At 68.6% G+C, this 15024-nt stretch carries 12 protein-coding genes and 2 pseudogenes; 8 read left to right on the forward strand and 6 right to left on the reverse strand.

The features are described 5' to 3' along the window. On the reverse strand, nucleotides 1–859 hold an 859-nt coding region (locus tag B7L92_RS42580; RefSeq protein WP_143626364.1), incomplete at its 3' end, for a hypothetical protein. Nucleotides 860–1472: 613 nt separating this feature from the next. Here B7L92_RS42580 and B7L92_RS22840 point away from each other — a divergent pair. After that, entirely contained in the window at nucleotides 1473–3563 is a 2091-nt protein-coding gene (locus B7L92_RS22840) for an MMPL family transporter (RefSeq protein WP_255311086.1), read from the forward strand. On the opposite strand, the gene B7L92_RS22845 is transcribed toward B7L92_RS22840, so the two are convergent. Then, nucleotides 3557–4423: a phosphatase PAP2 family protein gene (locus B7L92_RS22845; protein WP_081239324.1), complete on the reverse strand. Its 867-nt coding sequence runs from the start codon at nucleotides 4421–4423 to the stop codon at nucleotides 3557–3559. The two genes, B7L92_RS22840 and B7L92_RS22845, sit on opposite strands and share 7 nt — an antisense overlap. 318 nt (nucleotides 4424–4741) lie before the next feature. Between B7L92_RS22845 and B7L92_RS22850 the strand changes: the two genes are divergently transcribed. From B7L92_RS22850 to B7L92_RS22865, 4 genes are all read left to right on the forward strand, one after another. Then, nucleotides 4742–5962: an aminotransferase class I/II-fold pyridoxal phosphate-dependent enzyme gene (locus B7L92_RS22850; protein WP_081239325.1), complete on the forward strand. Its 1221-nt coding sequence runs from the start codon at nucleotides 4742–4744 to the stop codon at nucleotides 5960–5962. Between the two features lie 62 nt (nucleotides 5963–6024). Beyond that, entirely contained in the window at nucleotides 6025–7179 is a 1155-nt protein-coding gene (locus B7L92_RS22855; RefSeq protein ID WP_255311087.1) for a hypothetical protein, read from the forward strand. Further along, a complete protein-coding gene (locus B7L92_RS22860) occupies nucleotides 7163–7435 on the forward strand; it encodes an acyl carrier protein (protein ID WP_081239326.1) in 273 nt (90 codons plus the stop codon). The genes B7L92_RS22855 and B7L92_RS22860 overlap by 17 nt, the downstream gene beginning before the upstream one ends. Beyond that, the gene (locus B7L92_RS22865; RefSeq protein WP_081239327.1) at nucleotides 7432–8658 is read left to right on the forward strand and encodes a beta-ketoacyl-[acyl-carrier-protein] synthase family protein; all 1227 of its coding nucleotides are present in this window, start codon (nucleotides 7432–7434) and stop codon (nucleotides 8656–8658) included. Before B7L92_RS22860 ends, B7L92_RS22865 begins: the two co-directional genes overlap by 4 nt. Before the next feature lie 84 nt (nucleotides 8659–8742). Here the strand turns inward: B7L92_RS22865 and B7L92_RS22870 are convergent, their stop codons facing one another. After that, nucleotides 8743–9534 (reverse strand): methyltransferase, encoded by a 792-nt coding sequence (locus tag B7L92_RS22870; RefSeq protein WP_081239328.1) that lies wholly within the window; start codon nucleotides 9532–9534, stop codon nucleotides 8743–8745. Then, entirely contained in the window at nucleotides 9527–10588 is a 1062-nt protein-coding gene (locus B7L92_RS22875; protein ID WP_255311088.1) for an NAD-dependent epimerase/dehydratase family protein, read from the reverse strand. The genes B7L92_RS22870 and B7L92_RS22875 overlap by 8 nt, the downstream gene beginning before the upstream one ends. A 278-nt stretch (nucleotides 10589–10866) precedes the next feature. Between B7L92_RS22875 and B7L92_RS22880 the strand changes: the two genes are divergently transcribed. Continuing rightward, entirely contained in the window at nucleotides 10867–12048 is a 1182-nt protein-coding gene (locus B7L92_RS22880) for an ISAs1 family transposase (protein ID WP_081239330.1), read from the forward strand. A 191-nt stretch (nucleotides 12049–12239) separates the two neighbouring features. Here B7L92_RS22880 and B7L92_RS22885 read toward each other — a convergent pair whose 3' ends face one another. After that, nucleotides 12240–12659 (reverse strand): hypothetical protein, encoded by a 420-nt coding sequence (locus B7L92_RS22885; protein ID WP_143626365.1) that lies wholly within the window; start codon nucleotides 12657–12659, stop codon nucleotides 12240–12242. Between the two features lie 304 nt (nucleotides 12660–12963). Beyond that, a pseudogene (locus B7L92_RS42585) lies at nucleotides 12964–13533 on the reverse strand (transposase); the annotation flags it as partial. Between the two features lie 267 nt (nucleotides 13534–13800). On the opposite strand from B7L92_RS42585, the pseudogene B7L92_RS22895 reads away from it, so the two are divergent. Together B7L92_RS22895 and B7L92_RS22900 are read left to right on the forward strand one after the other, a co-directional pair. Beyond that, nucleotides 13801–14076 (forward strand): annotated as a pseudogene (locus tag B7L92_RS22895) (DUF3000 family protein); the annotation flags it as partial. Between the two features lie 165 nt (nucleotides 14077–14241). Further along, nucleotides 14242–14844, forward strand: a complete 603-nt coding sequence (locus B7L92_RS22900) for a TetR/AcrR family transcriptional regulator (protein ID WP_081239332.1) — start codon at nucleotides 14242–14244, stop codon at nucleotides 14842–14844. Nucleotides 14845–15024 lie beyond the last annotated feature (180 nt).

The raw sequence follows: 15024 nt of genomic DNA on the forward strand, positions 1-15024 counted from the left end.
CAACTGCCCCAGTCCCGCCCGCCCACAATGCGCCCTCCACTGTCGACTTCTCTCCATTCGCGACCACATAGGCAGTAACGCCCGCGCCAATACCGACTGCCACACCGCAGACAATCGATGCACCACAAAGCGCGCCCCCAGTAAAACCAGCGACCCCAATAAGAGCCGCACCTATTTCTTTTCTGTGATCCCAAACAGAATCAGCGGCATCCGCGGCGGCCGACGCAACCTTCCCTCCAGTCGCATCCCAAACATCACCCAGACCACTAGTAAAGCTGTCCCAGCCGTTTTTCTTGTTTTGAGTGCGCTGCACATCTTCCTTATCTTTTCGGTTGGCATTGTCTATTGCCTGGCGCTGCTGGGCCTTGGCGTGGTCGGCGTTCCACTGCGCCTGGGTGTAGACGTGGTTCGGTCCGTAGGAGTTGCGGCCCTGGTGGCCGTAGACGTTGTATCGGCCCTTGCTGGGGTCGGCGGGGATACGCTTCTTGCTGCCAGGTGTCCAGGGTACGTAGCTGCCGGAGTTGCCGGGGCTGCCGGGGTTGCCGCCTGAGACGGCGGTGTTGGGGCGCGGCTTGGGCTTGTCGGGCTTTCCGCCGGTGCAGCTGATCTCCCCTGTCCGGCATTCGGCGACAATCATGCCGGTGGGGTCGGCGAAGGTGGCGGGGTTCTGAGCGCCGTAGCTGTAGCCGTTGAGGGTCTGGGCGATCAGGGCTTCGGCGTAGTCGCATGGTGCCCGTTTCGTGATCATATGAGTCCGGGGAAGGCGGGCGTGGCGGGCGTTGTGCCGCAGCGCGGAGGCGATGTTCGTCTTGCCAGTCAGGCGGAGGGCGCCGATGGCGAGAGTGTGCCAGGTGGCCATGGTGCGAGGCGCGGTGCCGTCCGCAGCTGGGAAGCACCCTCAGCGAACGTCAAGGAGGTTGCTCGGCCAGAACCGCACACGCGGTCAGCGCGAGGGCCAGAGCGTGTCGCACGCCGCGGAGGCATGCTGGTTGAGCCCTCCCCGCCGATCATGTGATTTGCCGCCCGGGAGGGTGAGTCAACAGTCAAACCCCGTACAGACGGAGACAGTGCCCGATACGAAGATCGCCGACTTGTCCGTGATCTTCGAGAGGAATCCCGCTCGTGTGTCTCCCCCGCGCCGTTGGCGACGCGCTCACCGTATTGGTCAATCCGGTTGCCGCTCATTCCGCCCCCGGAAACACGACCGCTTTCTCCGCTTCTGCGTTGGGACTTGTGTACGGCGCGGGGGAACTTCTGTGACCTCCAGGTCTGCGTGTGATGACCGTGATGCCAGCGGGCCACGGGATGGCTGTGCACCGAGTCACGATGGAACGGGGCCGGGCGGACCGGAGGTGGGCGTGGGTGTAGACGGGGGCGGATGGCTGTCCTTGCTGGCCTGTCACAGTGTCAGGAATCCCGCGCGCACGGTGTGGGCGGCGGTGCTCTGCACTGCGGCTGTGGTGTGCGTGGCGATGCTTGGCACCACGGCTTCCCTGTCGACGGGGGGATACAACTCCGTGGGAACGGAGTCCGCGCATGCGGATGGACTGTTGCGGAAGTTCAGGGGGGCCGACCCGGGGCTGGTGCTACGGGTCAGGTCGGAGGACTCGGTCGACTCGGCACGGGCGCGTTCGGACGGGGCGGCGCTGGCACGGCGGGTTGCTGCTCAACCGGGGGTGGCCGCGGTGGAGGCGTACTGGACGTCGCGTTCGCCCGCCCTGCGGGCGAACGACGGCCGGTCGGCGCTCATCGGCGTCGCGCTGGAGGGGGACGAGGCCGCGCAGGCGCGTGCCGCGTCGCGGATCGCGCCACGGGTGACGGGCCAGCAGGGCGCGCTGCGGGTGTCGCCCGGCGGTCGGGTTTGGGCCGGGATCCAGGCAGCCGAGCAGGGCGAACGGGACCTTGTGCGGGCGGAACTGGTGATCGCCCCCGTGGTCTTCGCATGCTTGGTCTTCGCTTTCGGCTCCCTGCTGGCGGCACTGTTTCCGCTGCTGGTGGGGGCGTTGGCGGTGGCGGGATCGTGGGCGTTTATGCGCCTGCTGGGTGGTGTGACGGAGGTGTCGGCGACCTCGCTGAACATCGCGGCTACCTTGGGCTTCGGGCTGGCCGTGGACTATGCCCTGCTGGTCGTGACGCGCTTTCGTGAGGAGGGCGCGCGAGGGCTCGCTGTGCCCGATGCCGCGGTCAGGGCGGCCCGGACCGCGGGTCGCACCGTGTGTGTCTCCGCCGGCGTGGTGACACTGGCGTTCTCGGCGCTGTGGGTGTTCCCGTTCCCGTGGCTGCGGTCGATGGCCGTGGCCGGGGTCGCGGTGGTACTGCTGGCGGCGACGGCGACCGTCGTCCTGGTGCCGGCGATACTGGCGATGCTGGGCTCCCGGATCGGGCACCGCCGGGCGGCGTCGAGTCCGGCCTGGCGGCGGCTCGCCCGCTGGGTGACCGGGGCGCCGTGGCCATGGGCGGCCTGCTGCGCGGCGCTGCTGGCGGCGCTGGTGTGGCCTTTCGGCCAGGCTCACTGGGGGTTCACCGACGAACGTGCACTCCCCGCCGGTTCACAGGCCCGGGAGTTCACCGAACGCCTCCGCACCGATTTCCCTGCCCAGCCCGACCGCGATCTCATCGTCGTACTGACCCCGGTCCCCGGCGACCGCGAGATCGACCGGTACGCGCGGCGTATCAGTGCGCTGCCGGGCGTCGTCCAGGTCACCGCCCCGACGGGCCGCTACCACGACCGCCATCACACCGCGGCCGTCAAGGCAGCACCGGGGAAGGCGACGGCAGTGTGGCTGAAGGCATCGACGGGGCTGGATCCGCAGTCGGCGGCGGCCACCCGCCTGGTGGAGCGGGTGCGGGACCTTCCCCCGCCCGGACCGCGCTGGGTGGGGGGTTCGCCGGCCCGTCATGTCGATGCGAAGGCGGCTCTGGCCCATCGTGTGCCCTGGGCCGTGCTGCTGATGGCGGCCACGACACTCGCCGCGCTGTTGCTGTACACCAGGTCGGTACTGATTCCGCTGAAGGCCGTCGCCCTGGCGGCGCTGAGCCTGACGGCCAGCCTCGGCAGCATGGTCTACATCTTCCAGGAGGGCCATCTGCGCTGGCTGGTCGGCGACTTCACGACCACGGGCTTCTTGGACATGACGATCCCGCCGCTGCTGTGCGCGATCGCATTCGCACTGTCGCTGGACTACGAGGTCTTTCTGCTGGCCCGGATCAAGGAGCACCACGACGCCTATGGTGATCACCGGGAGGCGATCGTCGAGGGCATCGCCCGCACCGGCCAGCTCATCACTGTGGCCGCCGTGGTCTTCGCCATCAGCATGGCCGGACTGGCGAGTTCTGCCATCACGACACTGAAGATGATGGGCGTGGGACTGGGAGTGGCGGTCCTGGTCGATGCCACGCTGGTGCGCGGCATCCTGGTGCCGGCCTTCATGCAGCTGACCGGGCGGGCCAACTGGTGGGCCCCGGCATGGCTCAAACGACCTGCCCCGCACGAAGCGCGTGATCCGAACCGCGGGCCGGACACGGTCGCCGGGAGTTCCGCGGAGGCGTCTGCGGCTCACTGACCACCGCGGCAGCGGTCGGCCGCTGCCGCGGTATGGGTGAGCCGGCCGGTGAGGGCGAGGGCCAGTGCGGCGGTGGCCATTCCTGCGAGGGCGTCGAGGACGTAGTGGTAGCGGCAGTACACCACGGCCACGGTGAGCAGCGCCGTGGCCGCGATCATCAGCCGCTTCGCGGGCCGCGGAACGGGGGCTGCCCGTACGGAGAGCGCCGCTGCCCAGGCGCCTGCGACGTGGGAGGAGGGAAAACATGTGCCGGGCGGATCGGCGCTTGCCATTAGCTGCGCCTGAAGGGGCTGGGCCAGATAGCCGTGCAACTGGCCGGGGGCGAACGCCGGGGCGAGCGCGGCGATGGGGCCGGCGAGGGGCAGCAGCATGAAGCCGAGGAAGCACAGGTAGAGAGCGAGGCACAGGGCGAGGACATAGCGGTGCAGGGCCTGGTGCATGCCCTTGGCAAGGAAGTAGGCCGGGGGCAGCACGAAGTACAGGTAGTAGGAGCTGTAACTGAGGCTGAGCGCCTCGGTGAGGGGGCGGGAGGCGAGGGCGCCGAGCAGGAGGTTGGGATGGGCGCCGAACAGGTGCTGCTCCCAGGTCAGCATGACGTCGTCGAGCAGACGGCCGTGCAGGGCCAGCGACTGAGGGCCGGACGCGGAGAACAGCAGCGGCGCGCAGGCCAGCGGGTACAGCGCCCGTACGAATCCCAGGGCCAGCGACGCCCAGCGGTGGTGTGCCGCGGCGCAGGCCAAGACGAAGCCGGCCAGGGCCGCGTAGGCCCCCGTCAGCCACGCGGCGTGCGGTACGGCCTCACGGCCCCAGACCACCACCGTGGCAGCGAAGAAGAGATACCCGAGAGTCACCTTCTCCACGGCCCTCAGGAGAGACCGGGCCGCTTGGTGCGGGTGAGATCGGCGGGCGATCTCCCGTGTGGTCCGAATGGGTGACAACTGTGTGGGGAGAGAGACCTCTCCCCGGGGTGTCCGCGCAGGTGCCGCCGCGACGTGAGGCTCTCTATGTGTGGGGGGTTTCCACTGGTCAGATGTAGTCAAGGGACCTCGTGCGTCCTTGCGTTGAGTGTCGGGTATCCGAACAAGAGACACCCAGAATTACAGCTTGTCATCATCTGACTCCAATGGGCTACGATTGCGGCGATCTTGGAGTGCACGCTGTGACAGGGCAGGTAAGCGATGTCAGATGTGAGTGGTGCGGCTGCTTCCTGGGCCGCCGTCAACAGGGCTCGGGATGACGGCGGTTATCCGTTCTTCCGCCGGGTCACCGGGCAGCCGGCTCCGGGAGAGGTCCTCGTCGAAGGCATGCGGGCGATCAATGCGGCCTCCGGTGACTACCTGGGCCTGGCGTCGAATCCACGGGTACGCGAGGCGGCAGCGTGCGCGGCGCGTGATCTGGGCGTCTCCTGCTGCGGCTCACCATTGGCGAGCGGCACCTGGTCGGTGCACGCGGAACTGGCGGAGGAACTCGCCGACTTCCTGCACCGCCCGGCGGTGCTTCTGGCCACGACCGGATTCCAGGCCAATCTCGCCCTGGCCTGTCTCCTCGACGAAGACCGGGTGGTTATCGCCGACCGCCACATCCACGCCTCTCTCGTCGATGCGCTGCGGCTGGGATCCGCCAAGAACCGCCGGTTCCGGCACAACACTCCCCGCCACCTGGCGCGGCTGCTGGAGGAAGCGTCGGAACACGGCCTGTCGCCGGTGGTCGTGACCGAGGGGGCGTTCTCGCTGGGCGGGGAGCTGGCCGTACTGCCGGAGATCGCGGATCTTGCCGGACGTTATGCGGCCATGCTCATCGTCGACGGGGCTCATGACATCGGTGTCCTGGGCCCATCGGGGCGCGGAGCCGGTGAGCACCTCGGCTGCGAGCAGAAGATCGACGTACTGACCGGGACCTTCTCCAAGGCGTTCGGCGCCGGCGGCGGATTCATCGCCGGAAGCACCGAACTCATCGAGCACTGCCGCGTGTTCGGGCGTGCCGCCGTCTACTCGGCGTCCATGCCGCCACCGACCGCCGCCGCAGCGCTCGCCGCGCTGCGCATCATCCGCGACGAGTGCGAACAGCGCGCAGCACTGGCCGAGCTGGCGGACCGTCTGCACGACGGACTGGCCGGGCTGGGATACGTCCGTCCCAATTGGTCCAGCCCCATCGTGGCCCTCCCTGCCGGCAACGCCGACCAGTGCCTGCACACATGGCGGGCAATGCTTGAGGCCGGTGTGTTCGCTACGCCGTTCCTGCCGCCGGGCGTCCCGCCGGGACAATCCCGGTTGCGCCTGTCCATCACCGCTGCCCACACCGAAGCACACATCGACCACATCCTGGAGGTCGTGGGCCGACTCCTGCCGTCCGGCGACTCGACCGGCGTGGCAGCGGACCCGATCCCGTGTCCCGCCTGATGAGCGATCCTCGGCCCCCGCAAGGCCCTGTCAACGTCGTGATGGTCCGAAGCCGTGTCGACATGGATGACTTCATCAGGCTGCCCTACCAGCTGTACAAGGCCCACCCGCACTGGGTGGCCCCGCTGGAAGTGGAGCGGCGTCAGTTCCTCGACCCGCGCCGCAACCCCTACCTGCGCCAGAGCGAGGTCGGCTACTTCGTGGCCCGTCGTGGCCGGGTGCCGGTGGGCCGGGTCGCGGCCATCATCGGTCCGGACGGACCAGCCCGCGGGCACCGAGGCTATGTGGGCTTCTTCGAGTGCGCCGAAGACCCTGCCGTGGCGCGCGCCCTGTGGGAGCGGGCGGTGGCCTGGCTGCGTGAGCGGGACATGCACACCGTGACGGGCCCGATGAACCCGAACATGCACCACGAGTGCGGACTGCTCGTCGACGGCTTTGACGACGCCCCGCGCATCGGCATGCCCTACAACCCTCCCTACTACACAGACCTGTTCGCCGCGGGCGGCTTAACCCCGGTCAAGGAACTGCTGTCGTGGCGGCTGTCCCCGACCAGCCGCAAGGTCACGCGGTGGGCCGGTCACAGCGACCTGCTGCGGCGCAGGCGTGGTCTGACGGTGCGAGCGGCGGACTGGCGACGCTTCGACAGCGAGTGCGATCTCGTGCGGGCGCTGTATCACGCGTGCTGGCAGGAGAACTGGGGCTTTGCACCGGCGACCGACGCGGAGTTCACCTACCTGGCCCGGCAGATCCGGCTGCTCGCCCCCACCGGCGTCCGCATCGTCGAGCACGAGGGAACACCCGTCGGCTTCAGCATCCTGCTGCCCGATTTCAACCAGGCCCTCGCGCCCGCTCGCGGACATCTAACCCGCTTCGGCTGGCCGGTCGGAGCCTGGCGCGTGTGGCGGGGCAGTCGCGCCATCACCCGCGGCCGCCTGATGGCCCTGGGAGTCCGCGAAGACAGCCGTGCCCAGGGAGCCACCCTCGCTCTGGCCGCCGATGCAGTGGCCAGCAGCCTCACGCGTGGCTGGAACGAGCTCGACGTGTCCTGGGTCCTGGAGGACAACGAAGCCGCCAACAGGACACTGGCCGTCGTCGGCGCCACGGTACACAAACGCCACCGCCTGTACGCGCGCTGCGTGCGACACAGCGAGCCGTGCTCATGTCTGCCCGCTCTCTCCCATACTGCACAGGAGGCTGTCCATGCCGCTCACACATGACACCGTGGTCTCGATCCTTGCCGAAGTCACCGGGGTGGACGAGAAGCAACTCACCTCGCAGACCACCCTGCTGGACATCGAAATGGACTCACTGCTCCTGGTCGAATTCGCCGTCGTTCTCGAAGAGCGCCACGGAGTCGACGTAGCCGACAACCTGGACCTCACACAGGACTCCACAATCACCGAGCTCGTGCAAGCAGTGGCCGAGCAGTCCCCGAACGCTGCGGCCGTCCCGTCCACCGCGGCCGCGCAGTGACCCGCGATGTCGCCGTCACTGGCATCGGAATGATCACACCGGCTGGCGTCGGCGCCAACACGACCTGGCAGGGCCTGTGTTCAGGGCAGTCCTTCAGCTCTGCCCATGATCCGCTCCTGACGGGGCTGCCGGTGGACCTCTCCTGCCCCGTTCGTGCATTCGACGCCTGCGATCATCTACCGCGACGGACGGTGCGGCGGACCGATGCTTTCATCCACTTCGCGCTGGCCGCCGCCCAAGAGGCCGCCGCAGATGCCGGCCTCACACCAACGACGGCAGACCCCACCCGCATCGGCGTCGTCCTGGGGGTCGCCTCCGACAGCTTCACTGGCGTGGACAAGGTCTGCGACCGTCTCCGGAACGGTGAACACCACTTGGTGTCCCCGTTGTTCCTGCCGCGGACCCTGCCCAGCATGGCGGCCGGAGAGATTGCCGCTCACCTTGACTACCGCGGCCCCAATTTCACCGTCACCAGTGCCTGCGCCTCCGGCGGTCACGCCATCGGCGTCGCCCGTGACCTCATCCGCTCAGGTACCTGCGACATTGTCCTGGCTGGCGGCGCGGAATCCGGCCGCTCCCCTGTCACTGCCATCAGCTTTGCCCGCATGGGGGCGCTGTCCACCCGCCTGCACGATCCATCTGGGGCCTCCCGCCCCTTCGACCGTGACCGCGACGGCTTCGTCCTGGGCGAAGGTGCCGCCGTCCTGGTGCTCGAGAACCCCGACCATGCCCGCGCCCGCGGTGCCGCCTTCCAAGGCACCGTCGCCGGCTACGGCGCCTCTGCCGACGCCCATCATCCTGTCAACCCGCACCCCGACGGAGGCGGCCTGCAACAAGCCGTCAGAGCAGCCCTGTCCGATGCCCGCATGACGCCTGCCGACATCGATCACGCCAGTGCCCACGCGACCTCGACTCCGGCCGGAGACGCAGCCGAAGCACGCGCCCTGAACCGCGTCTTCTCCGCCGCGCCTCCGCCCGTCACGGCCCTGAAGGGCGCGATCGGACACGCCCTGGGGGCGGCAGCCGCCATCCAGGCCGCCGCCGCCCTGCTGACCCTCAGGCATCAGGCCATCCCACCCACAGCCAATCTCAGCCATCAAGACGACGCCGTCGACCTCGACATCGTCCTCAAGGCCCCCAGGTCCGCGCGCCTGCACACCGTGCTGACTACGGCGAGCGGATTCGGCGGAGCCAACGCCGCGCTCATCCTGCGCGCCCCCTGACTCGCGACCGCAGTCTGGCCCGCACCAGGGGGAAGTACTCGTTGTGGGGCCGCCCCGCCGGCGGGGCGGCCCCACAACGAGTTTTCAGGCGGCGGTGCCGCCGAGATAGGTGCGGACGATGAACGGCTTCTCCCGCACGAAGTAGAAGACGTAGATCAGTACCTGGAACACGGCCACGCACACCAGCCCCGCCACCGACCGGTAGCACAGCGCCACCCCGTAGCCGTGCAGGTTGCCCACCCCGTACATCGGGTTGCGCAGCCAGCGGTAGGGGCCACGGACGACGTAGCCGTCCGTCGCGGTAGCGCGGCCCAGGAACATGTCCCGGCAGTAATAGGTGTTCAGGCCGGTCAGCCAGGCCGCCCACAGCTTCGTGCCGAAGCCCACGATGCCCAGCACCACGCCCAGCACCACCCACAGACCATCGACGCCCACTTCGGGCAACTGGCCGGGGAAGGCCGCCATCAACAGCCCCTGGCACAAGCCCTGCTGCAGAAACAGCAGCCCCAACACGAAGTCGAACCCTTCCACCGCCCGCGCCTCACCCACGGCATGGGTGAAGCGGCGGGCAACCGCCGCGTCCAGCACAGCGATCAGTCCGCCGTAGTACAGGACCGCGATCACCACCGCGTACCCGACCGCTGCCCATCGCACCGCGCCGCTGCCCGCAACGGCGCGGAACTGCTCCTCCGCCGCGAAACCGGCAGCCACCAGACACGCCCAGACCAAGGCCCGCAGCACCCGGCGTCCGGGCTGGTCCAGGCGCAGCCCGGACATACCGACGACCGCCACCGCCAGCTGCCCAAGCCCCCTCCGTGCCGCGTGGAGCAACGGCGCGCCCGCAGGTGCCGGCGCCAGCTCGGTGGTCTCAGCCATGAAGCATCTCCTTGAAAGCCTCTCGCAGTCCGTCCTCGAGCCCCACCCGGGCCCGGAACCCGAAATCCCGGTACGCACGATCCGAACTGGCCGTCCATGACCCGGCCACGGCCTCGCGCGCCTTGTCCCGGTTGAACACCGGCACCCCGCCCTGCAACCGTCCGACCGCCTCACTCACCACACCGGCCGCCCGCACCACAGGCGACGGCACGGGCAGCACCAGCGGCCTGCCGCAGCCCAGCAGCGCACCAGCAGTCCGCACCAGGTCAGCCAGGGTGTACTCAACGCCGTCGCACAGGTGATAGACACCGCTGTGGGGCTCATCCGGACTGGCGGTACGCCCCTGCAAGCCCGCGGCGATCAGCGCGTCGCACAGATCGTCCACGTACAGCACCGAGTAGACGCGGGCCGCAGGGCCTGGCCGCACCGCCACCCGCGACCGGGCCGTCGCAGCCAGATGCGGTACGAACGCCACATCACCCGGCCCGTACACGATCGGCGGACGCACGATGACGGTCGGCACTTGTTCTGCGAAGCGCCGCGCCTCCCGTTCCCCGGCCAGCTTGCTGGCTCCGTACGACGACACCGGGCAGGGCGGGTCCTCCTCACACCGCGCCCGCCCCTGCCCGAGGACCGGACCAGCAGCCGCCAGCGACGAGCACACGACCAGCCGCGGCGGCGCTCCCGACGTCGCCAACACGCCTGCCAACACACCCGTTGCCACCGTGTTGGCCAGTCGGAAGCCAGCATGCGATCCGACCCGTAGCGCGGCCGCCAGGTGCATCACCACATTCGCGTCCGAGACCGCCCCCGCGACCCCCGAGCCTGTGAGCAGATCCGCCACGGCAAAATCGACCGGACAGCCGTCCAGCACCCGGCGGTCGGACCGCGGCCGCACCAGTGCTGTCACTCGGCCACCGCCCTCAACGATCCGGCGGCACAGGCGTCGGCCCACGAAGCCCGTGGCCCCCGTGACCGCCACGCGTATTCCGCTCATGTCCGGCCGCACAAATGGCCGCTCTGCCTCGCAAGGTGGGTTGATCGAGATCGTCACCCCCGCACGCTAGAGGGCACATCCCCCATTCAGAGCAACGAAAGTCACTCAGGGCCCAAACACCACCCAGACGAATGACCATTACCCCAGAGCCCTCACTAGCGGGAACCGCAGTAAGCGACTGCCAGATATGGCTGATCGCAGGCGCCCTCAACGCGGGGCTTGATGTGATCGCTTGATGTTCGGTTCGTCGTGTTCTGTCAGCTCGACAGGAACGTGACAGGCACGGCTTCCAAGATCATGGAGTTCTCGACGCCCCGTGATCCAAGCGGAAGACCGTGCCTGCCGACGCATCATCTCTGATCCCGCCTGCCCTTGACCAACTGCGCGAGAATCCGCAGGTCGGACCCGAGGAGGTCCCGGGCCTGCTGGAACGCCTGGCAGAGGTGCCGGACCCGCGTGACCCACGCGGGGTGCGCCACCGCCTGGCCGTCGTGCTCGCTCTCACCGCGTGCGCGGTGCTGGCCGGAGCGACCTCGCTGCTGGCGGTCGGCGAATGGATCGCCGATGCCCCTGGGTATGTGCTGGAACAGGTCGGTGCCGACCCCGATCCGCTTCTGCCCAGGCGGGTCCTGCCCGCCGAGACCACGGTCCGCCGACTGCTGGCCCGCATCGACGGCGACGCGCTGGACCGGGCGGTCGGACGCTGGCTGGCGGACCGTCGCCCGAAGGCGACCGGGCTGCGCGGCCTCGCCGTGGACGGCAAAAGCCTGCGCGGCGCGGCCAGAGCGAAGGGCCGCAAGATCCACCTGCTCGCCGCACTGGAGCACGCCACCGGCCTGGTCCTGGCCCAGCTGGACGTCGGCGAGAGGACCAACGAGATCACGTGCTTCCAGCTGCTGCTGGACAGCGTCGCCGACCTGGCCGGCGTCGTGGTCACCAGCGACGCTATGCACACCCAGCGCGAGCATGCCGACTACCTCCTGGGCCGGGCTGCCCACTACATCGTGATCGTCAAGGGCAATCAGAAGAAGCTGCGCCGGCAGCTCAAGTCCGTTCCCTGGAAGGACATCCCGCTTCAGGGACGCACCAAGGGCGTCGGCCACGGCCGCTCGGAGATTCGCCGTATTAAGGTTGCCACCGTCAACGGCCTTCTCTTCCCGGGAGCCCGCCAGGCCGTCCAGATCAAGCGCCGGCGCACCGACCGCAAGACCGGCAAGACCACCGTCAAGACGGTCTACGCCGTCACCAGCCTGACCGCCGAGCAGGCCACTCCAACCCAGATCATCCAACTCATCCGCGACCACTGGAAGATCGAGGCCCTGCACCACATCCGCGACACCACCTTCGCCGAGGACGCCTCCCAGCTACGGACCGGCAACGCGCCCCGCGCCATGGCCACCTGGCGCAACCTCGCCATCGGAGCCCTCCGGGCCGCCGGGGTGAAGAATATCGCGGCTGGCCTCCGCCACAATGCCCGCGACCCTCGGCGCCCCCTCGCGCTACTCGGCCTCGAATGATCACGAACCAGACGTCACGCGACTACGCCGAAGCCCTGGGTCAGAGCCCCTGTGCCGTTCACCCAGTGAGCTTTTTCAGCGTTGTCTCTTTTGGTGAGTCAAGGTCAGTGGACACCCCCGCCGCCCGGATTAGATCCGGGCGGCGGGTCAGGACAGGGTGAACGTCGCTTGATGCGGCGCTAGGAGATACCCTACGGCAGGTATTTGATGGTGAGCTTCTGCTGACCGTTTCGGCTGATTTCCACCCTCGCAAGGACCGGGGTGTAGAACGTATAGCTCTTGAATACGTTTCCGATGTAGTCGAACAGCCCGATGCCGAGGGTGTATGCCGGCGCTGAACCCGCCATCCACCGGTCGATGACGGAGGAGGCGCCGGGGTACCTGGTTACGGTTAGCGTATTCCCATTGATGCTGACTTTCGCAACGTACTCGGCGAGAACTCCGTTCCAATAAAATCCGAAATTTTGCTCGGAGGCCGGCGACAGAGCGACGCCCTCGGACACTGCCTTGGCGGTTGGGCCGGCCGGAGGCATACTTGCTGAGGCGATGGAGGCCGAACCGAGCTGCAGCAGACCGGCAGTCAGTATTCCGGCGGCTGTGAGGGCGGCCATGCGCCGAGGGCGCTTAAACGTGAGTGACATTATGGCTCCGCGGGTCGATGTGGTGTGCTGCGTACGAGGAGGTGCGCTGCCGTCTTGCCTGCTCCCTGGAGGAGTGTTAGAGGGTTGGGATACGTGTTCCCGCCACCTGGCCGGGCGACGTGACAAGTGAACTGTGCAGCGCGTTCGGCGTCCAGGCAGAACAGCAGGCACAAGTACCGCGGGGCCAAAGTGCCCAGGCCGCACAGCCTGTTCCGGCGGATCCCGCCTTCATGCGACCAGCTCGGCCGGGTAAATCGTCGTTCACTGAGCGTTTTCAGCGTTGTCTCTCCAGGGTGAGGACGGCTTTGGCGATGACGGTCATGCGATTGGGGCTGATGCGGGATCTGTGGAAGATCTGCCAGGACTTCAGCCGTGCCATGCCGCGTTCGACAGGGGCTCTGGCGAGGGCGAGGTTGTGAAGGCGGGCTATGCCGAGCATGGCGTGATGGACGCCGTCGCCTTTCAGGCGGCAGTCGCGGAGGATCTTCCAGGTCTTCATGCGGGCGAAGGCGTGCTCGACGCGGGCGCGGACCTTTCGATGGGAGCGGTTGTGTTCCTCTTTCCAGGCCGGGAGCTCGCCCTAGCCGGGCCCGCGGCGGTGCGGGATGACCAGGCCGGTGCCCCGGTAGCCGCCGTCGGCGATGACCGTGGTGCGGCCGACGGCGTCCTTCGCACCGGACTCCGCCCATGCCGTGCAGTCGTTGCGGTTGCCGGGCAGCGGCCGGCCGACCGCGACGACAAGCCGGGTGTCGGCGTCGATGACGGCCTGGTGGTGGTTGGTGGAGTACCGGTAGTTCTTCGACTGCTCGGCGACCTAGTGGTCGCGGAGCGTGGTCGAGGTCCCACGGAGCGACCATGACAGCTCAGCTGGCGTCTGCAGCCGTTTTCGCACGCAGCGGTGCGGCGTGATGAGAACTGCTGGTGCGTCTGAACCCGCCGAGATGTCAGCTGGTTGAGCGTGCGAAGAGGTGCCAGGGCTCCCACGTGCACAGTCGTCATTCGCCCGGCCACGGTTCCGGCTTGGGATGGGCGTTGACGTCTTCTCGGATCCATCGTGGGGAGACGGTGGTCGGCGGCCCGCTGGCGCGGTGCAGGCGGGCCGTGACGGTCGCAGGCGCGCGGACTGACGTACGGGGAGTCCAGCGGCACGGTCACGCGCGTGAGTTCCCACTATTTCGGGGGACTCTCGGCGCGCCCGTCGGCCTCGCAGATCGAGATCCGGGCGTCCTGGACACCGCGCGAGGGGCTGGGCGGTGTCCCGGACACCGCAGCGGACCTGTCTTCGTGGTGCGGTCTGCTGGCCCAGGTCGCTGGCCAGCCGCCGGCCGCGCCAGGCGACGCCTCGATGGTCGCCCTTCCACAGCGGCGGGGTCCGCAGCCTCGGTAGCGGCGCGGTCCGCCCGGGGTAACGGTGCACCCCGCGGAGCCGGTCGTGCTGCGTACGGCGCGTTCCGCCGAGACCTTCTAACGTTGTTAGGATGGCTGTGCCGTGACGGTGCCGCCGACGTCGGCGGCTCCGTGCCGAGGACATGCTGGAAGCGAGGTGCCAACGATGCCGACCAGCGCCAGACGGGCCCGCGAACGCGCGAGCACCCGCGAACGAATCATCGAGGCCGCGTTGCACATCCTCGAGAACGAGGGTGCCACGGCGTTGACGATCCGGCGCATAGCAACCGCCGTCGAATACTCCGCACCCGTCGTCTATCAGCACTTCGCCAACAAGGACGCGCTCGTGCTGGAGCTCGTCGCTCACGGTTACCGTCTGATGATGGCCGAGCTGCAGCAGGCCGCCGAGGAGCCCGACATCGACCGGCGCTTCTTGCTGCTCGCGTCCGAGAGTGTCCGGTTCGCCGGCGAGCACCCGCACCTGTATCAGGTGATGAACGACAACACCGTCGACGCGGATGAGCGCCTGCGCGCGGCGGCCCCCATGATCGGCCTCCTGAGGGAACTCCTCACCATGTGGTCGGATGCCCACGACGTGGTCCTGGCTGATTTCGACGAAGCCTGCGACATCGTCTGGGGAACGCTGTCCGGCATAGCGTCGCTCGGCCGCATCGGCACCGTCGGCAACGAGCGCGCCCAGCAGCTCGCCCAGAAGGCGATGCACACACTGCTTCGCGGCTGGCGGGCCGACCTCCCGGTGAACGCGTAGGCACCGAAACGGCTCGGGTCCGGTTCGGTTTCCGCGAAACCGGGCCGAGACCGATTGCCGGCCCGTCCGTCGGTGCTGCCCGGTCCCGGTGGAGATCCACAGCTTGAACCGGAGCGGGGCGGGACGACTGCCATCCGCGACCGCGGCCATCTCACGCCGAGCCCGCCCCCGGGGGCGGGC

The organism is Streptomyces viridosporus, assembly GCF_002078235.1.
In the GTDB taxonomy this organism is placed as follows: Bacteria; Actinomycetota; Actinomycetes; order Streptomycetales; family Streptomycetaceae; genus Streptomyces; species Streptomyces viridosporus.